The organism is Octadecabacter sp. SW4 (assembly GCF_008065155.1).
Lineage (GTDB): Bacteria > Pseudomonadota > Alphaproteobacteria > Rhodobacterales > Rhodobacteraceae > SW4.
Genome location: NZ_CP042819.1, coordinates 2,059,534 through 2,084,113 on the forward strand (window position 1 = coordinate 2,059,534; position 24,580 = coordinate 2,084,113).

Annotated in this window: 17 protein-coding genes; 5 read left to right on the forward strand and 12 right to left on the reverse strand. The window is 61.2% G+C overall.

Annotation, left to right across the window (positions count from 1 at the left end; genetic code table 11):
• Positions 1 to 54 precede the first annotated feature (54 nt).
• From FTO60_RS10170 to FTO60_RS10185, 4 genes are read left to right on the forward strand one after another with little or no spacing between them, the layout of a single operon-like run.
• Positions 55 to 1,449 carry an aspartate aminotransferase family protein gene (locus FTO60_RS10170; protein WP_148055859.1) on the forward strand — a complete coding sequence of 465 codons (1,395 nt, stop codon included), beginning with the start codon at positions 55 to 57 and terminating at the stop codon, positions 1,447 to 1,449.
• The gene (locus FTO60_RS10175; protein WP_197738491.1) at positions 1,450 to 2,757 is read left to right on the forward strand and encodes an FAD-binding oxidoreductase; all 1,308 of its coding nucleotides are present in this window, start codon (positions 1,450 to 1,452) and stop codon (positions 2,755 to 2,757) included. It abuts the gene before it with no gap.
• A 10-nt stretch (positions 2,758 to 2,767) separates the two neighbouring features.
• Positions 2,768 to 4,198 carry an aldehyde dehydrogenase family protein gene (locus tag FTO60_RS10180; protein WP_197738492.1) on the forward strand — a complete coding sequence of 477 codons (1,431 nt, stop codon included), beginning with the start codon at positions 2,768 to 2,770 and terminating at the stop codon, positions 4,196 to 4,198.
• A 9-nt stretch (positions 4,199 to 4,207) separates the two neighbouring features.
• Positions 4,208 to 5,356, forward strand: a complete 1,149-nt coding sequence (locus FTO60_RS10185) for a hypothetical protein (protein ID WP_148055860.1) — start codon at positions 4,208 to 4,210, stop codon at positions 5,354 to 5,356.
• Here the strand turns inward: FTO60_RS10185 and FTO60_RS10190 are convergent.
• From FTO60_RS10190 to FTO60_RS10215, 6 genes are read right to left on the reverse strand one after another with little or no spacing between them, the layout of a single operon-like run.
• Positions 5,341 to 6,312, reverse strand: a complete 972-nt coding sequence (locus tag FTO60_RS10190) for a Rieske (2Fe-2S) protein (RefSeq protein WP_148055861.1) — start codon at positions 6,310 to 6,312, stop codon at positions 5,341 to 5,343. The genes FTO60_RS10185 and FTO60_RS10190 overlap by 16 nt on opposite strands.
• Entirely contained in the window at positions 6,309 to 7,424 is a 1,116-nt protein-coding gene (locus FTO60_RS10195) for a GNAT family N-acetyltransferase (protein ID WP_148055862.1), read from the reverse strand. The genes FTO60_RS10190 and FTO60_RS10195 overlap by 4 nt, the downstream gene beginning before the upstream one ends.
• Complete coding sequence (locus tag FTO60_RS10200; protein ID WP_148055863.1) at positions 7,424 to 8,656, reverse strand: CoF synthetase; 1,233 nt, start codon at positions 8,654 to 8,656, stop codon at positions 7,424 to 7,426. The genes FTO60_RS10195 and FTO60_RS10200 overlap by 1 nt, the downstream gene beginning before the upstream one ends.
• A complete protein-coding gene (locus tag FTO60_RS10205) occupies positions 8,656 to 9,471 on the reverse strand; it encodes an MBL fold metallo-hydrolase (protein ID WP_197738493.1) in 816 nt (271 codons plus the stop codon). The genes FTO60_RS10200 and FTO60_RS10205 overlap by 1 nt, the downstream gene beginning before the upstream one ends.
• On the reverse strand, positions 9,468 to 10,427 hold the full coding sequence (locus FTO60_RS10210; RefSeq protein WP_148055864.1) for an NAD(P)-dependent oxidoreductase: 960 nt from the start codon (positions 10,425 to 10,427) through the stop codon (positions 9,468 to 9,470). The genes FTO60_RS10205 and FTO60_RS10210 overlap by 4 nt, the downstream gene beginning before the upstream one ends.
• Positions 10,427 to 11,407, reverse strand: coding sequence for a 3-oxoacyl-[acyl-carrier-protein] synthase III C-terminal domain-containing protein (locus tag FTO60_RS10215; RefSeq protein WP_148055865.1), 981 nt, complete (start codon positions 11,405 to 11,407; stop codon positions 10,427 to 10,429). The genes FTO60_RS10210 and FTO60_RS10215 overlap by 1 nt, the downstream gene beginning before the upstream one ends.
• A 237-nt stretch (positions 11,408 to 11,644) precedes the next feature.
• Here FTO60_RS10215 and FTO60_RS10220 point away from each other — a divergent pair, with 237 nt between their 5' ends.
• Positions 11,645 to 13,519 carry an alpha-amylase family glycosyl hydrolase gene (locus tag FTO60_RS10220; RefSeq protein WP_148055866.1) on the forward strand — a complete coding sequence of 625 codons (1,875 nt, stop codon included), beginning with the start codon at positions 11,645 to 11,647 and terminating at the stop codon, positions 13,517 to 13,519.
• Here the strand turns inward: FTO60_RS10220 and FTO60_RS10225 are convergent.
• Genes FTO60_RS10225 through FTO60_RS10250 form a run of 6 tightly spaced genes read right to left on the reverse strand, consistent with a single transcriptional unit; the run spans position 13,516 to position 24,561 of the window.
• Positions 13,516 to 15,138, reverse strand: a complete 1,623-nt coding sequence (locus tag FTO60_RS10225; protein ID WP_148055867.1) for an alpha-D-glucose phosphate-specific phosphoglucomutase — start codon at positions 15,136 to 15,138, stop codon at positions 13,516 to 13,518. The genes FTO60_RS10220 and FTO60_RS10225 overlap by 4 nt on opposite strands.
• Position 15,139: 1 nt before the next feature.
• Entirely contained in the window at positions 15,140 to 17,224 is a 2,085-nt protein-coding gene (gene glgX, locus FTO60_RS10230) for a glycogen debranching protein GlgX (RefSeq protein ID WP_148055868.1), read from the reverse strand.
• Complete coding sequence (gene glgA / locus FTO60_RS10235) at positions 17,221 to 18,654, reverse strand: glycogen synthase GlgA (RefSeq protein WP_148057118.1); 1,434 nt, start codon at positions 18,652 to 18,654, stop codon at positions 17,221 to 17,223. Before glgA ends, glgX begins: the two co-directional genes overlap by 4 nt.
• Position 18,655: 1 nt before the next feature.
• Positions 18,656 to 19,915 (reverse strand): glucose-1-phosphate adenylyltransferase, encoded by a 1,260-nt coding sequence (gene glgC, locus FTO60_RS10240; RefSeq protein ID WP_148055869.1) that lies wholly within the window; start codon positions 19,913 to 19,915, stop codon positions 18,656 to 18,658.
• 36 nt (positions 19,916 to 19,951) lie between these two features.
• Positions 19,952 to 22,135 carry a 1,4-alpha-glucan branching protein GlgB gene (glgB, locus tag FTO60_RS10245; RefSeq protein ID WP_148055870.1) on the reverse strand — a complete coding sequence of 728 codons (2,184 nt, stop codon included), beginning with the start codon at positions 22,133 to 22,135 and terminating at the stop codon, positions 19,952 to 19,954.
• 23 nt (positions 22,136 to 22,158) lie between these two features.
• Entirely contained in the window at positions 22,159 to 24,561 is a 2,403-nt protein-coding gene (locus FTO60_RS10250; RefSeq protein ID WP_148057119.1) for a glycogen/starch/alpha-glucan phosphorylase, read from the reverse strand.
• Positions 24,562 to 24,580: the final 19 nt, after the last annotated feature.

The following is a 24,580-nucleotide window of genomic DNA, read 5'->3' on the forward strand; positions in this document are numbered from 1 at the left end:
CCTTGCCGGTCTTGATCAAATCACCGCGCGCCGACACATCAGAAAGGGATTGCCATGAACATGATCACCAACCACATGCCCACTGCCGAACTTCAGGCGCTGGACGCGGCCCACCACATGCACCCTTTCACGGATAATGGCGAACTGGCGAAAAAGGGCGCGCGCGTCATCACCCAGGCCAGCGGCGTCACCCTGACAGATTCAGACGGCAACAAGATGCTGGACGCGATGGCGGGCCTTTGGTGTGTCAACATCGGCTATGGTCGTGATGAACTGGCCGAGGCCGCCGCCCGCCAGATGCGCGAACTGCCCTATTACAACACGTTCTTTCAGACGACCCATGTGCCCGCGATTGCCCTTGCCACGAAACTGGCCGAACTGGCCCCCGCCCATATCAACAACGTCTTTTTTGCCAATTCCGGGTCCGAAGCCAACGACACCAACATTCGTCTTGTGCGCCATTACTGGCAGGTGATGGGCAAGCCCAGCAAGCAGACGATTATCGCGCGCCACAACGGCTATCACGGCTCGACCCTTGGTGCGTCCAGCCTGGGCGGGATGTCGGGGATGCACGCGCAGGGCGGGATCGTGTCCGGTATCCATCACATCGACCAGCCCAACTGGTATGCCGAGGGCGGCAATCAATCCCCCGACGACTTTGGGTTGGAACGCGCCCGCCAATTGGAACAGGCCATTCACGATCTGGGCGAAGACAACGTCGCTGCCTTCATTGCCGAACCCGTGCAGGGCGCGGGCGGGGTGATCGTGCCACCAGAAACCTATTGGCCCGAAATCCAGCGCATCTGCGATGCTCACGACATCCTTTTGATTGCCGACGAGGTGATTTGCGGCTTTGGACGCACAGGCAACTGGTTTGGTGTCGAAACGATGGGTATCCGCCCTGATATCATGACCATCGCCAAGGGCCTGTCGTCTGGCTATCAGCCGATTGGTGGCTCGCTTGTCGCCGATCATATCGCCAATGCCATCGCCAATGTCGGCGATTTCAACCACGGGTATACCTATAGCGGTCATCCGGTCGCCGCGGCTGTCGCGCTTGAAAACCTGCGCATCCTGGACGAAGAAAAGATCATCGACCGCGTGCGCGACGACATCGGCCCCTACCTGAAATCCAAATGGGAGGCGCTGGCCGATCACCCGATGGTGGGCGAGGCGCGTATCGTCGGCATGATGGGATCAATTGCCCTCACGCCGGACAAGGCAAGCCGCGCGCCCTATGCGTCCGACACCGGCACCGTTGGCTATATCTGCCGCGAGCATTGCTTTGACGGCGGGCTGGTCATGCGCCATGTGGGCGACCGGATGATCATTTCCCCACCGCTGGTCATCACCCGCGACGAGGTTGATACCCTGATTGCGCGCGCGGTGATCGCGCTTGACAAGACCTACGCCGAAATCAAGGCCAATGGCATGAATGTGGCGGCCTGAATGGCGATTGATATCCTGACCGCCAACGACAGGCAGGGGGACTATCCGGCATCGTATTACGCAGCGACCGCGACACCCCTGCCCGCCTTTGACGGGGCCAAGGGTGCATTGCGCGCCGATGTCTGCATCGTTGGCGCAGGGTTCACGGGGTTGTCGGCGGCGCTGCATCTGGCGCAGGCGGGATATGACGTGGCCCTGCTGGACGCGCACCGTGTCGGCTTTGGCGCCTCGGGGCGCAATGGCGGGCAGGTTGGCATGGGCCAGCGGTTGGGTCAGGACGAACTGGAAGACATGGTCGGCAAGGACCACGCCCGCGCGCTGTGGGACCTGTCGCTAGAGGCGGTCGCGCTGGTCCGTAATCTGATTGATACGCATAAGATGGACTGCGGCTGGACCCCCGGTATCATCGGGGCCGATCATCGTGCCCGCTATGTTCCCCATACCCATGCCTATGTGGACAAGCTCAACACCGAATACGGCTATGATCAGATCCGCAAGCTGGAGCGCGAAGAACTGCGCGCGCTGGTCGGTTCGCCCGCCTATCACGGCGGCGCACTGGATATGGGCGGCGGGCATTTGCACCCCATGCGCTATGTGATTGGTCTGGCGCGGGCCTGCGCCGCTGCGGGCGTGCGGATTTACGAAAACACCAAGGTAACCGGCGTCACGCAGGGCGCGCCTGCCAAGGTCACGACCGCCAATGCTGTCATTTCCGCCGATCACGTCCTGCTGGCCTGCAACGGTTATCTGGGCGGTCTGGACGAACAGGTCGCCGCCCGGGTCATGCCGATCAACAACTTCATCGTCGCGACCGAACCGTTGGACGAAGACACTGCGCGCGGGTTGATCCGCGACAACCTCGCCGTCGCCGACAGCAAGTTCGTGATCAACTATTTCCGCCTGTCCGAGGATCGCCGGATGCTGTTTGGCGGCACCGAAAGCTATGGCTACAAATTCCCACCCGACATCGCCGCCTTGGTGCGCAGGCCGATGACGCAAATTTACCCGCAACTGCGCGATGTCAGAATTGATTATGCATGGGGCGGCACCCTTGGGATCACCATGAACCGGATGCCGCACTTCGCCCGTCTTCATGGCAATATCCTGAGCGCGAGCGGCTATAGCGGCCACGGCGTTGCAATGGCGACTCTGGGCGGGAAACTGGCGGCGCTGGCTATGCAGGGACAGGCCGAACGGTTTGATCTGATGGCCGATGTCCCGACAAGGCGGTTCCCCGGGGGCGTAGCCCTGCGCGCGCCCCTGCTGGTGGCCGCGATGCTGTGGTATAGTTTACGCGACAGGTTCTAAGGAGGCCATCATGACCATCCAAGACAAACGCCAGTTTTACATCAATGGGGCATGGGTCGACCCCATTGCGCCCAACGATTTTCCGGTGGAAAATCCCGCGACCCTGGACGTGTTGGCGATGATTTCCCTGGGCAGTGAGGCAGACGTGGACCGCGCGGTTGCCGCCGCGCGCGCTGCCTTTGACGATTTCTCGCGCAGTTCCAAGGATGACCGCATCGCCCTGCTGGAATCGATCCGCGCCGTCTACAAACGCAGGATTGGCGAATTTGGCGATCTGATCAGCGCCGAAATGGGCGCGCCCCGTGATCTGGCGCATGGATCGCAGGCGGATGTCGGGATCGGCCATCTGGACGGCGTGCTGGACGCGCTGAAACGCATGGACTTTGCCGAGGTCAGCCCCAATGGCGACACGTTGCTGCACGAGGCCGTGGGCGTTTGCGGTCTGATCACCCCGTGGAACTGGCCGGTCAACCAGATCGTCCTCAAGGTGCTGCCCGCTTTGGCCGCGGGCTGCACGATGGTGCTGAAACCAAGCGAGCTGACGCCACTTGACGCGATGCTTTACGCCGAAGTGCTGGAAGAGGCAGGCGTGCCAAAAGGCGTTTTCAACCTGGTGAACGGTGAAGGCCCCGTTGCGGGCGCCGCACTGTCGCGCCACAGGGATGTCGATATGATGTCCTTTACCGGATCGACGCGCGGCGGCACGGCTGTCAGCCGCGACGCCGCCGAGACCATCAAACGCGTCAGTCTTGAGCTGGGCGGGAAATCACCGAACCTGATTTTCGCCGATGCCGACATCGATGCTGCTGTGCGCGACGGGGTCGCCACCTGCTTTCAGAATACCGGACAATCCTGCGATGCCCCAACCCGCATGTTGGTGGACCGCAGCGTCTATGACCGCGCGGTTGCCGTCGCCAGGGAAGCCGGCGCGGCACAAAAGGTCGATGTGCCGACCAAGCCCGGCGATCACATCGGCCCGCAGGTCAGCCAGTTGCAATACGACCGCGTGCAGCGGCTGATCCAGGCGGGGATCGACGATGGTGCGACCCTGCTGGTTGGCGGTTTGGGCAAGCCCGAAGGGTTCAACATCGGCCACTACACCCGCCCGACGATCTTTGCCGATGTCAGCAACGACATGGTGATCGCGCGCGAAGAAGTGTTCGGCCCCGTGCTGGCGATGATCCCCTTCGCGGACGAAGACGAGGCCATCGCGATCGCAAATGACACGCCCTATGGGTTGTCGGCCTATGTGCAGACCGGAGACGACGCGCGCGCCACGCGGGTCGCCGCACGGTTGCGCGCGGGCATGGTGCATATCAACGGGGCTGACATCAACTGGGGCAGCCCGTTTGGTGGATACAAGATGTCAGGCATCGGCCGCGAAGGTGGAACCCACGGTATCCACGATTTTCTTGAGGTCAAAGTGGTCGCGCGCCCCTAGACTGGGGTGATGACACGCACTGTCCTGATCACCGGCGCGCGCGCGCCCACGGCCCTGCATCTGGCGCGGCTGCTGCATGACGCGGGACAGCGCGTGGTGCTGGCCGATAGCCTCGCGCACCCCTTTGCAGCGCGCAGTGCCGCCATCGCGCGCTATGTGCGACTGCCCGCGCCGCGCTTTGACCTGCCAGGCTATGCGGCGGCCCTGCGTGATCTGATCGGGCTGGAAAGGGTCGATCTGGTAATTCCGACCTGCGAGGAGGTGTTCTATCTGGGCCAGATATGGGCTGACATGCCCTGTCCGCTGTTTGCCCCGCCGATGGCGCGCCTGCGCGACGCACACGACAAATACACCTTCATGATGCAGGCCGCGGCAATGGGGCTGGATGTGCCGGACACGCATCTGATCCGGTCGCGCGATGATCTGGCCCCCCTGCGCAATCTGGCAGGGGAGTTCGTTTTCAAGCCGGTCTGGTCGCGCTTTGCCGCGCAGATCCTGATCCGGCCCAAGGCGCAGGCGCTGGATCGGATCATGCCCGACACAACCACCCCGTGGATCGCGCAAGCCTTTGTTTCGGGGCAGGAAATCTGCGCCTATGCGCTGGCCGTGCATGGCAAGCTGACGGCGTTGGCGCAATATACAACGCCCTACCGTGCGGGCCGGGGCGCAGGCACATATCTGCGCCCCGTTGATGATCCGGCGGTGCGCCACTTCGTGCAAACCTATGTAACGCACACCGGCTGGCACGGGCAAATTTCGTTCGATTTCATCCGCGGGCAAGATGGCACCGCCCTGCCGTTGGAATGCAACCCACGCGCCACCAGCGGGGTCCATTTCTTTCGTGACGGGCGGGCTGTGTCGCGTGCCCTCGAGGGGCAGATGATCAGCGCCGATGTCACCACCGCGCAGACCCTGCCGCTGGCGATGTGGGTGTACGGGCTGCGGCCCCGGGCCTTGGGGCGGTTCTGGCACGACCTGCGCGCGGCCGATAATTTCCTGTCCTGGCCGGGTGACCCTGCCCCATCACGCGGGCAATGGCGTGCCTTTGCCGAAATCGCCGCAATCGCATGGCGCCACAGGATCAGCCTTTTGGCAGCAACGACCCATGACATCGAATGGAATGGCCCCGCACAAGATACCGATCAAAGCGCGATCTGATGGGTGCTGGGCGGTGCAGGCAGCCGCCCCGCGATGATCGCCGCAATATCATCGCGCAGGAAATCAACCGGCCCGACGACTGCGCGCGCATCAGGTGCAAGCGCGGCATTGTCGCTGGCCGACCGCAGCACACGGCGGTCCTGTTCCAGCGCAAGTTTGAACATCGGCCGGAACGCCAGCGTCTTGAGGTAATCCAGCAGCCCGCCACGCGGCCCGACCAGAAACCCGACCCCTTCGACCCTGCGCGCATCGACCTGACGCAAATGAAAGGTGGTCGCCAATGCCAGCCCCTTTGGCCCCCAATATTCCAGTTCGGCAATGCCGGGGTGGCGATAGCGGCCGATGGTTTTCACGCGCTGCCCTTCCAGCAGTTTCGATACGGCACCTTGCTGCTTGTCCTCGCCGGTATAAATCGCCTCGACCCAGCCCGCGCCCCCTTGGACGGCCACATCAACCACTTGCCGCTTTGACGACAACCCGCGCAGCAACCCCTTGTGGGTGTAGTGGGTGTGGGTCGCGTCCAAAATGTTTTCAGCCACGTCAATCAGGGTCGATTGGGTGGAACTGCGCACCCTGCGCACGATCACATTCTGCCCCGCCATCGCGTGCGTGTAGGGTGGATCAACCGGCGCACCTGCGCTGACGAAAATGACGCCTTCGCATTCGGTGACACGATAGGTTTTCACACGGTAACGAGGCATGTCGCCCAGATGTCCGGGGATCGCGCGGCACTGGCCATCCCCGCCAAACCGCCAGCCGTGATAGGGGCATTCGATCTCGCCCCCGATCACGCGGCCCTTGGACAATTCCGCCAGGCGGTGCGGGCAACGATCGGTCATCGCGGCCAGCCCCTCGCCGCTGCGAAACAGCACCAACGGCGCGCTATCCAGCATCACCCTGACCGGTTTCCTGTCGACCTCGCGTGACAGCGCGACCGCCTGCCAGTCATCGCTCATAGTTCAAACCTTCTCAAAAGGGGGATGCCGATGCCCGCCAGCACGCCCTGCATGGCGCGGATTGCCGCACGTTGGCGGCGCGGCAAATGACGCGCGTAAACGGCACTGTATTCAATGGCCGGCACCGCGCCACGGTTGCGTTTGAATTCGCCTGCCCCCGCGCTCATATTAAAGAACAATCCATGCGCCATCGCGTGGTCCTGCGCCATCGCCATGACCATCCGGTAAAGCCCCGCTTTCAGGGGCAGGCCCGTGTCATAACCAACGATGGGCTGGGTCAGCGTGCGCCCGTTTTCAAACAGCGCCGTCACAGCGACCAACACGTTATCGCCGTCACGCAACCCCCGCATCTGCAAAATACGGCGCGCATGCATTTCTGCCAGATAGCGGGCGGTATACTGCGGGTTCAGGGGGGTATATTTGTCAAGATAGAGCATATCATAAAGCTGCTGGGCACGGGCATAATCGGCCCCGGTAAAACTGTCATCCTCGGCCAGATGAAAGGGCGTGTCGCGCAACAGGGCGCGGTCGGTCTTCATGTGGTTGCGCATCCGTCGCGCCCCCCCGTCTGCCGGAAAAATATAAAGTTGTCGGGCAGGCAACATGATAAAGCCCGCCGCGCGCAACGCTGCAATGCTGGCCTGATCGGCAATGTCATTGAGCGAACGGATCACCACCGCGCGGGTCGGGTTTTGCGCCACCATGCGATCACGCATCTCAGCCGCCAGGGTGCTGTCGATCAGCGGCACAGGATTGGTCGAATAAAGCCAGTTGTTGATCTGCACCTGATGATCCAGACCGCTGGCGCGCACCAGTGGCGCACAAGCACGGATCAGCCCGATCATCGCGGATCGCAGCAGCGGCACTGACATGAAATTGCGCGTTTCATCAATGGCATAAGCGATATACGCGGTGCTGGGGCAATTGATGTAGCAGGTTGCGGACCCACGATCATTATGGCTGACAGGAAAGCTGCGACCGCCGATTTGCACCGCTGACATCGACACCTCGAGATTGCGGATCAGGTCGCGGTTTGGCACACCATTGAAAAGATCGACAAGCGATGCGACCTTGGCCGCATCATTGGCCACGCGGTTGACTGCCATCTCCATTACAAAGCTCCTTTGCAGCGGGTTACACGGCGCAACTTGTGACTGGGATCAAGGCGCAAGGCTCCGCGTTTCAGCGACACCTGCGCCTCCGCGCGGCGCACATGCAACAGGTCGGTAACCGCCATCAAGGCCGCAGCGGCGGCCCCGTCATCAAGATCATGGTGCAGGGTCAAGATCACCTGCCTGCCCCGCTGCACCAGCCGGAAATCATCAATCCTGCGGTCCGCGTCCAGCACTGCATTGCGCAGCACATCGGGCGTCACAATTACCCCGCCGTCAAAGCGAAACACATCATCCATCCGCCCGACAATTTCTGCGACCCCCTGCAGGGGCGATCCGCAGGGACAGGGCGTATCCGACAGGCGCAACAGATCATTGATCCGGTAACGCGCCATGATCTGCGTCCTGCGGCGAAAGGCCGTGATAACGGGGCTGACCAGCCCGTCACCGACCGGTTCAAATTCGAATTTTGTGCTATCCTCGGCCAAATGCAGGGTGCCGTGGGCGCAGCTGACCCCCAGCAATCCTTCGGTCGCCATATAGATCTGGCGCAATGGTCCGAATGCCGCTTCGATCACCGGCCTGTCGGGCGGATCAAGCGTTTCGGCGGCCGAAAAGATGCGACGCGGTGCGAGGGCAAAGCCAGCTTCGGCACAGTGACGCAGAATTTTCGGCGGCGCGACAATTACCGAGGGCGCAAACCCTTCGATTTCTGTGCGCCATGTTTCTGGCCCGTCAACCAGCGGGAAAAACCGCAAATCAATCCGCCCCGAACGGCGCGCGCTGTCATAAAGCGCGGTTGTTTGCGGCAGGATGATCGCCACCCGCTGCCTGCGCCAGACCATATCGGGCATGGCCTTGGCCAGCATCGTGCCAAGCCAGCGAAAACTCTCGGCCTTGGAGATCACGAACAAGCCGCGGTTGCCGCTCGTGCCAGTGCTGGCGCCGACGATCAGACCCTGTGGCGGGGCGGCCCCTTTGACGATTTCCCAACCCTGACTGGCGTCAAGTCGGGCGATGTTGAAACCTGCAAAATTGGCCATGACCGTGGCCTTGTCGATCATCGGAAGGGACGCAAAATCAGCAGCTTGCGCGTAGAACTTCACCTTGGGCAGATCCCGGCGGACCCAGCGTGAAGCAGCCCGCGCCTGCCAGCGTTCAAAGGCGGCGCGCGACCGGCGGCGCGACACCCAGCGCGTTTGCACAAAGGCCGATATGGCGTCGCGCAACATCACCGCGCCGCACCGTCATAAGGCATCGGCGCGGGGTCATGGCACAGGCCCAAATCACCCCCCGCCGCCGCAAATGCACGTAACCGCTGCGCCGAGTCGAGCCCCGCCGCGTGATCATGGGAAATCAGCCGCGCAGGATAGCCCGGCGCTGCATCCTGCAAGATTGCCGCACGCACCCATGCCGCATCGACACCATAAAGAAACGGGCGCGCCAGATCGGCAAACAGCAGCCCAAAATGGCCATCTGCATGCCCCGCAAGCGGGATCGCCAGCACCGACCCATCGCCAAAAATATCGCCTCCCCGCACCCCGGCCCGTTCAGCAGTGGCCAGCCCTGCGGTATCCATCATGCGCGCTTCAAAATTCGGCGGGAGGAGTTCACCAAAGACCCCCTGACGCATATTGGCAAGGTATCCGCGCATCTGCACGGCGCGCGCTGCCGCCGCTACAGCCAGAAACCTAGCAGTCGGGAAATCGCGCAGACCCGACACGTGATCGGCGTGAAAATGCGTGACGATAACCATCGCGATATCTGCCGCAGCCAGCCCAAGACGTGCCAGAACCGCGTCCGGTTGACCATCGGGCAAAAGCTGCGGGCGCAAAGCGGCCGAATAGGCGCGCAAACCCAGCGAGCGTCCGGCGCTTTGGGTGGCGGCGGGTGTATAGCCCGTATCGATCATCACCCAGCCCGCGGCAGGGTGTTCAAACAGCCCCCAGCGCACCGGCAAGCGCAGCTTTTCACCGCGCGCACCGGCCTGCACAAATCGGCGGTTTGCAGGCACGAAAGCCGAATTGAAGAATTGCGGCGTGATCATGCATCACCCCCAAATGTGCGGTCCAGTCCCTGTGCGAATGGCACCTGTGGTTGCCAGTCCAGAACACGTTTTGCCTTGGAAATATCAAGGCTTTGCGCATATGCAAAAAGGCCCAGACCATACCGCGTGACCAGTGGTTCGCGCGGGGTCGTGCGCAGGTTTGCCGCGCCTTCGATCACCCGCGCGGCCTGCATCATCGGCCAAAGACGTGCCTTGCGCCAACACGGCGTGACACTGACCCGCGCGCAGGTCCGATCAACGATATCGCGCACGGCAATCACCTCTCCGCCCGAGATGTTCAATATCTGCCCGCGCGCCGCGGGGGCGTCCAAGGCAGCGAGAATCGCGGCGACGACATCATCCACATGGGTCAGATCAATGCGCGCCGCCCCGCCGCGAAACAGCGGCAGGGGACGCGCATTTGCGGCGCGCAACAGGCGCGGCAACAGCGCGGTATCGCCTGCGCCATATATGCCGCGCGGGCGCAGGATCACGGCATTTGGACGCTGTGCGTGCATGATGGTTTCCCCCACTGCCTTGGTCGCGGCATAGTGGTTCACGGGGGGCGGCAAAGGCGTATCTTCGCGCTGGTCCAGTTGATCGGCAAAAGCAAACCCGACCGTGGGCGAGGAGATATGCACGACCTTTTCAATTTCACGCGCCGCCGCGAAATCTGCAACGTTCCCGGTGCCGGTCACATTCGCCGCAACGAAATCGCGCAGCCGCCCGAATGGGGCCGACAGGGCGGCGCAATGCACAACGGCATCGATATCGGGCACGTCAGGAAGGGACCGTGAAATGTCATGTGCGACCATTTGAAACCCGCGATCCCGCAGCGCCGCAATGCGCGCCACATCGCGCCCGATCCCGACCGCCGGACTGCCGGTTGCAGCCAGCCGTGCCAATAGCGCGCCGCCCAGAAATCCCGTCGCCCCTGTGACCAACACACGTCCCATTACGCGACCTCAAGCGCGAGGCCGCCAAACGACACGCCCGCCGAGGTGCCAAGCAACAACACCTTGCCCGCCATCCGCCCATCGCGACGCGCCACATCCAGCGCAAAGGGAATCGAGGCGGCAATCTGGTTACCGACACCGGCGGCGACATTGACCACACGGTCTGCTGCAAAGCCCGTTTGACGGATCATGTGACCCAGCGCCAAGGGGCTGGCCTGATGCGGCACCACCAGATCGACATCTGCAATGGACCATCCAGCACGTTCCAGCAGGTCATTGACAAAATTGCAGAAATGCACGGACGTCAGGCGAAACAACCGGCGCCCGTCCATCTGGAACCGCGCAAGGCTCGCGAAATCGTCGGGTGCGTTGTGATAATCAATCCGTGTGCCGCCCGCGCCAATCCCGCAATCATCAAAGCCGCTGGGAAAGGTGCGCATCAAGGTCGCTGCGATGCCGCCCCTGTTTGCGCGCGTAATCACCGCAGCACCTGCGCCGTCGCCAAAAAGCGCTGCGATTTCCGGTTGGCTGTCCCAGGGCAGCGCGCGCGAGGCAACCTCGGATGAAAACACCAGCGCCGCCGCCACACGCCCGCCGTCAACCGCCATCGCCGCCTGTTCCAGCGCCGTCACAAATGACAGGCAGGTCGCGTTCACATCGAATCCGGCCGCCTGCCCGTCCGCAAAACCAAGGCGCTGCATCACAAGCGGGGCCGTTGCGGGAATCGGTTGATAGGGCACGGCCTGCGCACCAATCACCAGCCCGATATCGCCCGCGCTCAGACCCGCATCCGCAAGGGCCGCGCGACAGGCGGTAACGGCCAGATCAATCTGGCTTTCGCCATCGCAGACGTGGCGGGTCACAACCCCTGTCGCCGCGCCAAGATGGCCATGTTCCAGCCCCAGAGATGCATCCCATTCGCTGGAGGGAACGACCTTTTGCGGCAAGGCCCGCCCTGTTCCTGCAATCTTGATCCGCATATCCGCGCTTTCCGGTCATTTGATCATTTGGGGCAAGCTACTGCGCCCCTTGCCCAACACAAATAGTGGATTTCCCGACCTTGAACAAGGTTCAAAGATAATTAGGTCGCGCGTTTCGATACCAATTTGGCGGTGCAATAGCCGTGATTTTCCACTAATTTTCATGGGCAATGCAGCGGCCTTGGCCTAGGGTATAAGGTGAATTGCAACGATGATTTGTGTAGCAAGGACCCTTACGTGGCCACACCAGCAACCCGCACCGAAATGACGGCTTCCGAACTGTTTGCGCTGCGCTGGGACCGCGGCCAGCGCGACCTGATTGGCCCGCTGACACGGCTTTATGGTGGCGTGATCGCCCCTGAAACCCTGATGGAACGCACACGTGATCTGCTGCAAAAGCACTGGCGCGCGCGCCCTGCCGACCTCAGACGGCTGGATCTGATCCGCGATCTGAACCCCGACTGGTTCTTGTCCCAAGATATGGTCGGCTATGTGTTTTACATCGACAAATTCGCCGGACGGCTGAAAAACCTCGCAGCACACATCCCTTATCTGCAAGGCCTTGGCGTGACCTACGCGCATATGATGCCCTGCCTGTTGCCGCGGGCCGGGCAATCGGACGGGGGCTATGCGGTCAAGGATTACCGCCGCATCAACCCCGCCCTGGGCAGCATGGCCGACTTCCAATCCGCCAACCTGTCGCTGCGTGCCGCCAGTATCAGCCCCTGCATCGACATGGTGCTGAACCACACCGCCAAGGAACACGCTTGGGCCCAAAAGGCACGCGCGGGTGATCCGTTTTATCAGGCGTTTTACCGGATGTTCGATGACGACCGCCTGCCCAGGCAATACGAGCAATCGCTGGTCGAGATTTTCCCCGCGCAGGCACCGGGTAACTTCACCTTCTATCCCGACATGGGCAAATGGGTCTGGACCACATTCAATGAATACCAATGGGATCTGAACTGGGAAAACCCCGAGGTTTTCCTCGCGATTCTTGATACGATCCTGTTTCTGGCCAACAAGGGCGTGGAGGTATTTCGCCTTGATGCCGTCGCCTTCATGTGGAAACGCATGGGCACGGGCTGTCAGAACCTGCCCGAGGTCCACGACATCCTGCAAGCCCTGACCCAAGCCACGCGGGTGGCCGCCCCCGCCGTCATCCACAAGGCCGAAGCGATTGTCGGCCCCGCCGATCTTGTCCCCTACCTTGGGACGGGGCGACATGCGGGACGCGTCAGCCAGCTTGCCTATCACAACAGCCTGATGGTGCAGTATTGGTCGGCTCTGGCATCGGGTGACACACGGCTGATGACCCATGTGCTGCGCAGCCATTTCCCCGACAGTTTCCGGCGCGCCAGCTTTGCCACCTATATTCGCTGTCACGACGATATTGGCTGGGCGATCACCGAAGACGACGCCGCCCATATCCCGCATATGTCCGCCCCTGCCCATCGCAACTTTCTGGCCGATTATTACGCGGGCACCTTTACCGGAAGCCCGGCGCGCGGTGCCGATTTCCAATCAAACCCCGCCACAGGTGACAGGCGCACCAACGGGTCATTTGCCAGCCTTGCGGGGCTGGAATCGGCACTGGAAACGGGCGATAGAGGCGCGATTGACATAGCCATCGCACGGATCAGGCTGGGCCACGCGCTTATCGCGTCATTTGGCGGTATCCCCCTGATATATATGGGGGATGAGCTGGGGTTATTGAACGATCACAGCTATCTGGATGATCCGGCGCGCGCCGACGACGGGCGCTGGATGCATCGCCCGGCAATGGATTGGGACAAGGCCGGCAATCTGGACGACCGGGGCGTGCCGCACACGCGCATTTACCACGATCTGCGCCATATTCTGGCGGTGCGCAAAGCCACGCCGCAACTGGCCGCGCACAACCCGACGCAGATTATCGACAGCGGCACGGCGGGTGTCTTTGCCTTTACCCGTCAAGGCGATGACCGCGGCGTGACGGTCCTGTGCAACTTTACCAGCCAGCCGCAAGTGGTGGATATTGACGCGGGCCAAAGCACCGATCTGCTGACCGGCGATATCCATCGCGCGGTGGTGACACTGCCGCCCTATGGCTGCCTGTGGTTGCGCGCCTAGGTGATCACATCGGGGGCCGTGCGCCCGGTTATCTCCGCCAGTTGCGTCACCGACAGAACCGCGTCGACCAATGGTGCAAGGGCGGCTGCCGTATCGGCAAATTCGCCCCCCGCCCCGTCCACACTGCGTTCCAGATAGATGCGGATGGTCGCGCCTTCCGTACCCGTGCCTGACAGGCGGATCACGGCGCGATACCCGCCCGCGAACCACAGGCGCAGCCCCTGCCCCGAACTGAGCGAGCCATCGACCGGATCAAGATAGGAAAATTCATCCGCCCCCGTGACAGTCAGACTGCCGTGAACCTGCCCTGTCAGGCTGTCCAAGTTGTCGCGCAACCGGGTGACCATCGCGTTGGCGGCGTCACTGGCCACGGCCTCGTAATCATAACGCGAATAGAAATTGCGCCCGAATGTCGCCCAATGATCGGCCATGATATCGGCCACGGATTGCTGGCGCACAGCCAGAATATTCAGCCAAAGCAGCACCGCCCATAACCCGTCCTTTTCGCGGATATGGTTTGATCCGGTGCCCGCACTTTCTTCGCCGCACAGGGTCGCCTGACCGGAGTCGAGCAGATTGCCAAAGAACTTCCACCCCGTGGGCGTTTCAAACAGCGCAATTCCCAAGGCCTCGGCCACCCGGTCGACCGCGCCGCTGGTCGGCATGGAGCGCGCAACACCTGCCAGCCCACCGGCATAGCCGCGCGCCAGATGCGCATTGGCGGCCAGCACCGCCAGACTGTCCGAGGGCGTCACATAAGCGCCGCGCCCGACAATCATGTTGCGATCCCCGTCCCCGTCCGAGGCGGCACCGAAATCGGGCGCATCCGCTGCCATCATCCGTGCCATCAGTTCATGCGCCCACACCGGGTTGGGATCAGGGTGGCCACCGCCGAAATCCGGCAGCGGCGTGGCGTTGATCACCGATCCTTTCGGCGCGCCCAACATCCCTTCAAGGATTGCGGTGGCATAGGGGCCGGTCACGGCGTGCATCGCGTCCATGCAGATCGTGAAACCACCCGCGAACAGCGCGCGGATCGCGTCGAAATCAAACAGGGTTTCCATCAGCGCGCTGTAATCGCTCACCGGATCGACCACGCTGACGGTCATCTCACCCAGCGCGGTATCGCCCAGCGCGCCAAGATCGACATCGCCTGCGTCAAGTGTCTGATACTGCCTCAAGATTTTCGTCTGCGCAAAGATCGCATCGGTGACGTTTTCAGGCGCGGGGCCACCGTTGGCGCCGTTGTATTTGATGCCGAAATCCTCGGACTCGCCGCCCGGATTATGACTGGCCGACAGGATCAGCCCGCCGTCGGTTTGATTGTGCCGGATCAGATGCGACGCGGCGGGCGTGGACAGCAGCCCGTTTTGCCCGACAATCACCCGTGCGACACCATTCGCAGCCGCCATCTTGAGGATGATCTGGATCGCCGGGACGTTATAAAAACGCCCGTCCCCGCCCACGACCAATGTCTTGCCCGCGACACCGCCGATCCCGTTGAAAATCGCCTGCACGAAATTGGCGAGATAGTGCGGCTGCATGAATACGCGGGTCTTTTTGCGCAGGCCGGATGTGCCGGGTCTCTGGCCCTCGAACGGGGTTGTCGTCACGATCATATCAATCTCCTTTTGGGCGCAGCGAGAGGGCGACAACCGATTGGCTCTGGACCTGAATAGAACCGGTTGTAACAGCCCAGCCCAGCGCGGCATCGGGGTTGGCTGTATCAATTTGACAGACCCATTCCTGATCTGCGCCGACTTTTGGCAATGTCGCACCGGCTGCGCTGTCGTCACGGTTGAAGACCATGAAGACCGGCGCCGGGTCATCGTCCACCTCCGGTGCCTCGGCTGCGCCGCGCACGACAAGGGCAAAACTGGCCAATCCCGGGTCGCGCCATTCCAACGGCTCACCTTGGAAATCGCTCCAGACGACATCGGGTAAACCGTCCTGCGTGCGCGTTGCCCCATGCAAAAACCGTGTCTGGCGCAGCACGGGATGGGCGGCGCGAAACGTCGACAGCTTCGCCACGAAATCCGCAAGCCCCTGATCGCCACCGGCCCAGTTGATCCAGCCGATCGGGTTATCCTGACAATAGGCGTTGTTGTTGCCACCCTGCGAATTGGCGATCTCGTCGCCCGCCAGCAGCATCGGCGTGCCTTGGGACAGGAACAGCGTAGCCAGTATATTGCGCTGGCGTTGCGCGCGCCTGGCCATGATCGCGGGAGTGTCGCTTGGCCCTTCCACGCCGCAATTGTCGCTGTAGTTCGCGTTATGCCCGTCCTTGTTGTTTTCCTTGTTGGCCTGATTGTGGCGGCGGTTGTAACGGGTCACATCGGCCAGCGTGAATCCATCATGGGACGTCACGAAATTCACCGAGGACGCGGCGGACCGCCCTGCCCGATCAAACCTGTCAGCCGTGCCAAGCAGCCCTGCCGCAAGGTCTTGGGTGGCGTGATCATCACCGCGCCAATAGCGGCGCAGGGTATCGCGATAGCGGTCGTTCCATTCACGGAACCGGTAGGGAAATTCGCCCAAACGATAGCCGCCCGGCCCGATATCCCAGGGTTCCGCGATCAACTGCACCTGTGACAGCACCGGATCCTGCATCAGCGCATCAAAGAACCCGCCGCGCGGATCAAACCCATAGTCTTCGCGCCCCAGGGTCGTGGCCAGATCAAAGCGAAAGCCGTCAACCCCCATGCACTCCACCCAGAACCGCAGGCTATCCATTACCATCCGCAGCACGAACGGGTGCGTCAGATCAAGGGTATTGCCCGTGCCCGCGTCATTGGCGTAATAGCGTGGTTGGCCCCCATTCAGCCGATAATACGACAGATTGTCCAACCCGCGAAAGCACAGTGTCGGCCCGTTTTGATCGCCTTCGGCTGTGTGGTTGTAAACCACGTCCAAAATCACCGAAATTCCAGCGCTGCGCAGTTTTGCGACCATCGCGCGAAAGCCGCGAATGCCGTCCGGCCCGAAATAGCGCGGTTCGGGCGTGAAAAATCCGATCGAATTATAGCCCCAGTAGTTGGTCAGCCCGCGCCCGTGCAAGAACGTCTCGTCAACAAAGGCGTGGATGGGCAGCAGTTCGACCGACCTGATCCCAAGCCGGTGATAATGGGCGATCATCGCGTCGCTGGCGATGCCTTCATAGGTGCCACGCAGATCGGCGGGAACGGCCTTGCATTCCTTGGTCAACCCTTTGACATGGGCCTCGTAGATCAGATCGCCGGGGTTGTGGGGCGCCGTGTTTCGCGCGATGGGCGTAAACAGGTCCGGGTCAGACACCACCGATTTGGGCACAAAGGGCGCGCTGTCCTGGCTGCTTTGCGACAGGTCCTTGTCCACATGCGCCGGATCATAGCCAAACAGTGCATCCGCAGGCTGCCAGCTACCAAATATTTCACGGGTATAGGGATCAAGCAGCAGCTTATGCGGGTTGAACCGATGCCCCTGTTCGGGCGCAAAGGGGCCATGCGCACGATAACCGTAAAGCGTGCCAACAGGCAGGTCGGCCACATAGCCGTGCCAGACCGGGCCGGTCTTTTCCGGCAGGGCGATGCGCGCTGTTTCCGTGCCACCATCGGGTGAAAACAGGCACAACTCGATCCGGCTGGCGTGTTCGGAAAACACTGCGAAATTCACACCGTCCCCTGTGTGATGCGCACCCAATCGGTGCGGCGTGCCTGCGCTGATCATAAAAGCCCCTGATAAAGCGCCATATAATCGCGCGCCGATTGGTCCCAACCCACCGGGTGGGCCATCGCGCGGCGCTTCATGGCTGCCCATGTGGCGCGGTCACGAAATAAATCACAGGTGCGCAGGATCGCCTGGGTCAGCCCCTCAACCGTCACAGGCGAAAACTGCACACCCGTGGCACAACCGGCCACCAATGCGGCAGGATTTGCGTCAATGACGGTGTCAGCCAGCCCACCGGTGCGCGCGACAACCGGAATCGTGCCATAGCGCAGCCCGTAAAGCTGCGTCAGCCCGCAGGGTTCAAACCGTGAGGGGATCAGGATGGCATCGGCCCCGCCCTGCATCAGGTGCGAGAGGGCTTCATCATAACCGATGATCGTGCCGACCTGCCCCGCATTGCGACGGGCGGCGTCAACGAACCCCTGTTCAAACCGTCTGTCACCCGTTCCCAGCACCGCAAGACGCGCCCCCGAGCCGGTCAGGACCGGCAAACAGTCCAGCAGCAGGTCGAGCCCCTTTTGTTCCGTCAGACGGCTGACCACGCAAAACACCGGGGCGTCATCATCTGCGTCAATGCCGAAACGGGTGCAAAGGGCGGCCCGGCTTTGTGCCTTTTTTTTCAACGTCTTGACAGTATACGGGACGGGCAACGCCGTATCATCCCCCGGATTCCACACATCCAGGTCGATCCCGTTCAGGATGCCCGTCAGATCGGCCTTGCGCGCGTTCAACACCCCTTCCAGCCCCGCACCAAATTCCGGCAGCATCAATTCGCGCGCGTAGGTCGGGCTGACCGTGGTGATCCTGTCCGCCATCGCCAAACCACCCTTGAGGAAACTGACCTTGCCCCAGTATTCATAGCCGTCCGGCGTGAACAGCGCGGGATCAAGGCGCAGTGGCGCGATCGCATCGGCGCCGAACACGCCTTGAAACGCAATATTGTGGACCGTCAGGACCACCGGCGGTGTCGGGCTGGCCTGCGCGCGCAAGTAGGCTGGCACCAACCCCGCCTGCCAGTCATGGGCGTTGACCACATCGGGCTGCCAGTCTTTCAGCGCACCCGCCGCGATCTGTGCGCCAACCCAGGACAGCGCGCCAAATCGCATGTGGTTGTCGGCCCAGTCCTTGCCGCTGCCATCTAGATAGATGTTGCCCGCGCGATCAAACAAATGCGGCGCGTCCAACAACAACAGGTTCAATCCTTCGGCCTGCACGGCGACGACCCTGGCCGCCCCACCAAACAGATCATCACATGTCAAAACCTCTTTGCCATCAGCAACTTGCGCTGCCAAGGCAGGATAAGCGGGCAGCAAGACGCGCACGTCCCCGCCCAAAGGTGCCAGCGATTTCGGCACTGCACCAATCACATCGGCCAGTCCGCCCGTTTTGACAAACGGGGCACATTCGGAGGCGACAAAAAGGATGTTCACGTCAGCTTTCCAGTGCATCAATCATTGGTTGGGTGATCAGGCAGATACCGCTGTCGGTGCGGCGAAACCTGTCAGCATCGGCCTTGGCGTCCTCGCCCACGACCAACCCCTCGGGGATTTTCACGCCGCGATCAATCACCACATTTTTCAGCCGTGCCTTGCGGCCGATTTCAACGTAGGGCATCGCCACGACCGCCTCGAGCTGCGAAAACGAATGGGTGCGCACACCGGTGAACATCATGCAACGTTCAAGCGACGAGCCGGAAATGATACAGCCTCCCGCCACCATCGACGACACCGCATGGCCGCGCCGCCCCTCTTCATTGTGGATGAATTTGGCTGGCGGGGTCAGTTCCGAATAGGTCCAGATCGGCCAGTCGTTGTTGTAAAGGTCCAGCTTTGGTTCGAAATCAGTCAGATCCACATTGGCCTGCCAAAACGCATCAACCGTGCCGACATCGCGCCAATAGGGTTCCTTTTCAATGCCGCTGCGCACGCAGGACCGGCTGAACGGATGGGCCACAGCCAGCCCGTTTTCGACGATCTGCGGCACAATATCGCCGCCAAAGTCATGACTGGACTTGGGATCATCGCGGTCTTTTTCTAGCAATTTGCACAGATATTCGGTTTCAAAAACATAGATGCCCATGCTGGCCAGCGCCATCTCGGGATTGCCGGGCATGGCGGGCGGGTATTTGGGTTTTTCGACAAATTCAAGGATCTTGTCGCTGGCATCGACCTTCATCACGCCAAAGGCGGTGGCGTCCATCCGCGGCACTTCGATGCAACCCACAGTCACATTGGCACCACTTTCGACGTGGTGTTTGATCATGACCGAATAGTCCTGCTTGTAGATATGATCACCGGCAAGGATGATGATATATTTCGGACCATATCCACGAATGATATCAATGTTTTGGGCCACCGCATCCGCGGTGCCCTTATACCAGTTTTCATCATCCATCTGCTGCGAGGCAGGCAGGATATCAAGGCTTTCATTGCGCTCGGCGCGAAAGAAACTCCAGCCGCGTTGCAGGTGCCGGATCAGCGAATGGGCCTTGTATTGCGTGGCCACGCCAATGCGGCGGATACCGGAATTGACGGCGTTGGACAGGGCAAAGTCGATGATCCGCGTCTTGCCGCCAAAATACATCGCCGGTTTGGCGCGGATATCGGTCAATTCATACAATCGGCTGCCACGCCCTCCTGCCAGCACGAAGGCCATTGACTGCTGTGCAAGCCGCTGTGTTTCGTTTTCCATCCGATCCTCCCGTGTGGGCGCAAAAGCGCCGGAAATCTACGCCTCCCAGCGCAGCATGATTGTGCTGAGCGGTGGCAAGGTCAGCGACAGCGATTGCCCCCGCCCCGACGCCGCGATCAGGTCTGCATCGCGTCCGCCCATATTGCCGCGCCCGGCCCCGCCATAGGTGGTTGCATCGCTGTTGAATATCTCGGTCCAGCGGCCCATTTTCGGCACGCCAACACGGCGGCCGGTGCGCTCCACTGGTGTCATGTTGCAGACCACCAGCACCGGCGCGGTGCCGTCCTTGCCACGACGCAGCCACGCAAATATGGATTCCTCGGCGGCGTTTTCTTCGACCCATTCAAAACCTTCCGGCTTGCAGTCCAATTGATGCAAGGCGGGCGTGTCACGGTAAACATGGTTCAGGTCACGCACCAGATTCTGCACGCCGCGGTGCAGATCGTTGTCCAGAAGATGCCAATCTAGGCTGGCATTGTGGTTCCATTCCGCGCCTTGGGCGAATTCACAGCCCATGAACAACAATTTTTTGCCCGGATGCCCCCACATAAAACTGTAATAGGCGCGCAGATTGGCGAATTTTTCCGCTCCCTGCCCGGGCATTTTATCCAGCAGGCTTCCCTTGCCGTGCACCACCTCGTCATGGCTGAGCGGCAGCATGAAATTTTCCGAAAAGCCGTAAACCAGCCCGAATGTCATCTTGGAATGGTGGTATTTGCGGTTGATCGGGTCTTCGGCCATGTAGGACAGGGTGTCGTTCATCCAGCCCATGTTCCATTTGAACCCAAACCCCAGGCCCCCGCCGGACGTCATCCCGGTCACGCCGGGAAAGGCGGTGGATTCTTCGGCGATGGTCGTTATGCCGGGCACTTCGCCGTAAGATACCTCGTTGACCCGTTGCAGGAATGCGATGGCTTCAAGGTTCTCGCGCCCGCCGTGTTCATTGGGGATCCATTCGCCCTCTTTGCGCGAATAATCGCGGTATAGCATCGAGGCGACCGCATCGACGCGCAGCCCGTCGACGTGATGTTCCTTGAACCAATACAAGGCGTTGGCCATGAGATAGTTCGACACTTCACGCCGCCCGTAGTTGTAGACCAGCGTCTGCCAATCAGGGTGGAACCCTTCCTTGCGGTCGGCGTGTTCATACAAGGGCGTGCCGTCAAAATTACCCAGCCCGTGCGGGTCTTCGGGAAAGTGCCCCGGCACCCAGTCAAGGATCAGGCCGATGTCAGCCATGTGACAGGCCGCGACAAAGGTGCGAAATTCGTCTGGCGTGCCAAAGCGGATTGTCGGCGCATAAAGCCCGACTGGCTGATAGCCCCAAGACCCGTCAAAGGGAAATTCCGACACCGGCATCAGTTCGATATGGGTAAACCCCATGTCGCGCGCGTAATCGACAAGCTGCGTGGCAAATTCAAGGTAGGACAGCGGCCGATTGCCGTCCTCGGCCACCTTTTTCCACGATCCCAGATGAACCTCGTAAACCGAAATCGGTTGATCGGTGCGATGGGCCGCCTCACGCTTGGTCATCCAGGCATCATCAGGCCAGTCAAACTCGCGAATGTCGCGGACAACCGATGCCGTTTTGGGCGGATGTTCCGCGCCAAACCCGAACGGGTCGGCCTTGGCTGGCAACAGGGCGCCGTTACGATCGTGGAGTTCGTATTTATAGGCCTCCCCCTCGCCCAAGCCGGGCATGAAGATTTCCCAAACGCCTGTCTGACCGCGCTGACGCATCGGATTGCGCCGCCCGTCCCAGCGGTTGAAATCACCGATCACCGACACGCGTCGCGCATTGGGCGCCCATACGGCGAAATGCGTGCCCTCTGCCCCTTCATGGGTCATGACATGGGCACCCAAGACCTGCCAAAGCGCGCGATGCGCGCCCTCATTGATCAGATGTTCATCCATTTCACCCAAGATTGGGCCAAATGCATAAGGATCGCCCTGCTCCCAGGTGTGGCCATCGTTGGTCAGGCGAAACCGATAGGCAAAGCGGGTCTTGCGGCGTGGCGCGCGCCCTTCCCAGAACCCTCCGCTTATATGGGCCAGATCGGTGATCTTGCGCCCGGTCCTTGCATCCAGCACCGTGACGGTTTCCACATCGGGTAGAAAGGCGCGCAGGGTCAGCACGCCATCAACGTCGTGCAGCCCCAGCACCGAAAACGGGTCCGTATGCGTGCCAGACGTGATGCGATTGATTGCGTCCTGGTCCATTTTTCCCCCAACGGTCACGGCGGTCATTTCAGCAGCGAGCGCGTGTCCCAGATGTCTTTGGCATAGCCCTTGATCGTGCGATCAGATGAAAACCACCCCAGCCGCGCGGTGTTCAGCGCGGCAATCTTTGTCCACTGTGACACATCGCCAAACGCTGCGTCTACAGTGCGCTGTGCGTCGTAATAGGCGTCAAAATCCAGACTGACGCAAAAATAGTCGTGATCCCAGATGTTTGTCAGCAGGCCCGCATAGCGCCCTGTGTCACCACCTGAAAACCGCCCTTCGGCCATCTGCGCAAGGACACGCATCAGGCGCGGGCTGGCCTCGATGGCAGTGCGGGCATATCCCGCAACTTGGCGGCGCTCCATCACCTCTGCGGCCGTAAGACCGAACAGGAAAAAGTTGTCGGCCCCGACATGCTCGCGGATTTCGACGTTTGCCCCGTCCAGCGTGCCGATGGTGGGCGCGCCGTTCAGCCCCAGCTTCATGTTGCCGGTGCCTGATGCCTCTTTGCCGGCCGTTGAAATCTGTTCGGACAGGTCTGCGGCGGGGATCAACACCTCGGCCATCGAGACGTTGTAGTTTTCGGGATAGACCACCTGCAACACATCGCGCGTGACGGGATCTATGTTGATCGTCGCGGCCACGTCGTTGATCAGGCGAATGATATCCTTGGCCACCGCATACCCCGGCGCCGCCTTGCCGCCGAACACCTTGACGCGGGGCGTCCAGTTGCCGGTCGGGTTGTCGCGAATGTCGTTCCAGTGGGCGATGGTTTCAAGGATGTTCATGAACTGGCGTTTGTATTCGTGGATCCGCTTGATCTGGATGTCGAACATGGCGTCAGGGTTCAGCGCCGCGCCACCGCGCGCGACCAGCCAATCGGACATCGCAACCTTGTTGGCACGCTTTGCGCGGCCGAAGGCATCGAGAAAGGCGGTGTCGGCTACATGGGGTTCAAGCCCCTGCAACTGTTCAAGATCATCGACCCAACCGGTGCCGATCGTATCGGTGATCAGCCCGCTCAGGGCGGGGTTGCAGGTATACAGCCAACGCCGCGGGGTGACCCCATTGGTCTGGTTGACGATCCGGTCGGGGAAGGCTTTGTGCAGCCCTGCGAACACGGTTTCCTTGACCAGTTCAGAGTGCAGCGCCGACACACCGTTGATCTTGTGCGCCATCGCAAAGGCCAGTTCGCCCATTTTGACGGTGCCATGTTCGATGATGTGGATGTCGTCGGCTACGGGCCTCAGCACGCGGGCCTGAATATCCTGAATGATCTGGTAGTGGCGGGGCAACACCCGCGAAAACAGGTGTTCGGGCCATGCTTCCAGCGCCTCGGGCAGCAAGGTGTGATTGGTGTAGCCAAGGCAGGATTGCGCGGTGGCGATTGCCGCATCCATATCAAACCCGTGGATATCGACCAGAATGCGCACCAGTTCCGGCCCGGCAATTGCGGGGTGTGTGTCATTCAGCTGGATCGCCACATGGTCGGACAGCTTGCGCAGATCGTGGCATTCGGATTTGAAGCGGCGCAGGATGTCGTGCAGCGATGCGGCGGTGAAAAAGTATTCCTGCTTCAGGCGCAGTTCCTTGCCCTGATCGGTCGTATCATCGGGATAAAGCACCCGAGAAATGGTCCGCGCGAGGGCCTCGGGCGCGCTGGCGTTGATGTAATCGCCGCGATTAAAGCTGGCCAGATCGAACAGCACCGTTGGTTTTGCCGACCACAGGCGCAGGGTATTGGCCCATTTTTTTTGCCAGCCGACAATCGGCGTGTCATAGGCCAGCGCGATCACGGTTTCACCGGCGTGCCAAGTGGCTTTGCCATCGGCGGTTTCAACATGGCCACCAAAGCTGATGGGATAGGCCACTTCGGGGCGTTCAAACTCCCAGACGTGGCGCTGATTCAGCCAGCCTTCTGCGGTTTCAATCTGCTGGCCATCCTGAAAATGCTGTTCAAACAGACCGTGTTCATAGCGGATACCATAGCCATAAGCGGGGATACCAAGAGTGGACAGGCTATCAAGGAAACAGGCGGCCAAACGCCCCAAGCCCCCGTTACCAAGGGCCGCGTCCGGTTCGTTGGCGACGATCACTTCGTAATCCTGCCCCAGCCCCTTCATGGCCTCGGCAGCTAGCGTTTCAGCCCCCAGATTCACGGCCACATCTTCGATCAGACGGCCGATCAGGAATTCCATCGACAGGTAATAGACCCGCTTGCCCTTCGCCTCGTAGGTGGCTTGGGTGCTTTTGAACCACGGGTCAACGACCATATCGCGCAGGGTCAGCGACAACGACATGCGCCAGTCATAAGGCGTTGCGTGGGCGGGATTTTTGCCGACCGACGTGCGCAGGTGTGACAGGATTTGCGCCTGAAACTCGTGTAGTTCGGGAAGGCTGACATCGGCTGCGGCGGTGTTCATATGGGTATCAAGCATGCTC

Excerpts from the sequence above, each read along its gene's own strand:
- FTO60_RS10200 (WP_148055863.1), bottom strand. The coding sequence starts at position 8,656 with ATGTTGCGCGACGCCATATCGGCCTTTGTGCAAACGCGCTGGGTGTCG.
- FTO60_RS10210 (WP_148055864.1), bottom strand. The coding sequence starts at position 10,427 with ATGGGACGTGTGTTGGTCACAGGGGCGACGGGATTTCTGGGCGGCGCG.
- glgB (WP_148055870.1), bottom strand. The coding sequence starts at position 22,135 with ATGGACCAGGACGCAATCAATCGCATCACGTCTGGCACGCATACGGAC.
- FTO60_RS10175 (WP_197738491.1), top strand. The coding sequence starts at position 1,450 with ATGGCGATTGATATCCTGACCGCCAACGACAGGCAGGGGGACTATCCG.
- FTO60_RS10225 (WP_148055867.1), bottom strand. The coding sequence starts at position 15,138 with ATGATCGTGACGACAACCCCGTTCGAGGGCCAGAGACCCGGCACATCC.
- FTO60_RS10195 (WP_148055862.1), bottom strand. The coding sequence starts at position 7,424 with ATGGAGATGGCAGTCAACCGCGTGGCCAATGATGCGGCCAAGGTCGCA.
- FTO60_RS10205 (WP_197738493.1), bottom strand. The coding sequence starts at position 9,471 with ATGATCACGCCGCAATTCTTCAATTCGGCTTTCGTGCCTGCAAACCGC.
- glgC (WP_148055869.1), bottom strand. The coding sequence starts at position 19,915 with ATGGAAAACGAAACACAGCGGCTTGCACAGCAGTCAATGGCCTTCGTG.
- FTO60_RS10185 (WP_148055860.1), top strand. The coding sequence starts at position 4,208 with ATGACACGCACTGTCCTGATCACCGGCGCGCGCGCGCCCACGGCCCTG.
- FTO60_RS10180 (WP_197738492.1), top strand. The coding sequence starts at position 2,768 with ATGACCATCCAAGACAAACGCCAGTTTTACATCAATGGGGCATGGGTC.
- glgX (WP_148055868.1), bottom strand. The coding sequence starts at position 17,224 with ATGATCAGCGCAGGCACGCCGCACCGATTGGGTGCGCATCACACAGGG.
- FTO60_RS10190 (WP_148055861.1), bottom strand. The coding sequence starts at position 6,312 with ATGAGCGATGACTGGCAGGCGGTCGCGCTGTCACGCGAGGTCGACAGG.
- FTO60_RS10215 (WP_148055865.1), bottom strand. The coding sequence starts at position 11,407 with ATGCGGATCAAGATTGCAGGAACAGGGCGGGCCTTGCCGCAAAAGGTC.
- FTO60_RS10250 (WP_148057119.1), bottom strand. The coding sequence starts at position 24,561 with ATGAACACCGCCGCAGCCGATGTCAGCCTTCCCGAACTACACGAGTTT.
- FTO60_RS10170 (WP_148055859.1), top strand. The coding sequence starts at position 55 with ATGAACATGATCACCAACCACATGCCCACTGCCGAACTTCAGGCGCTG.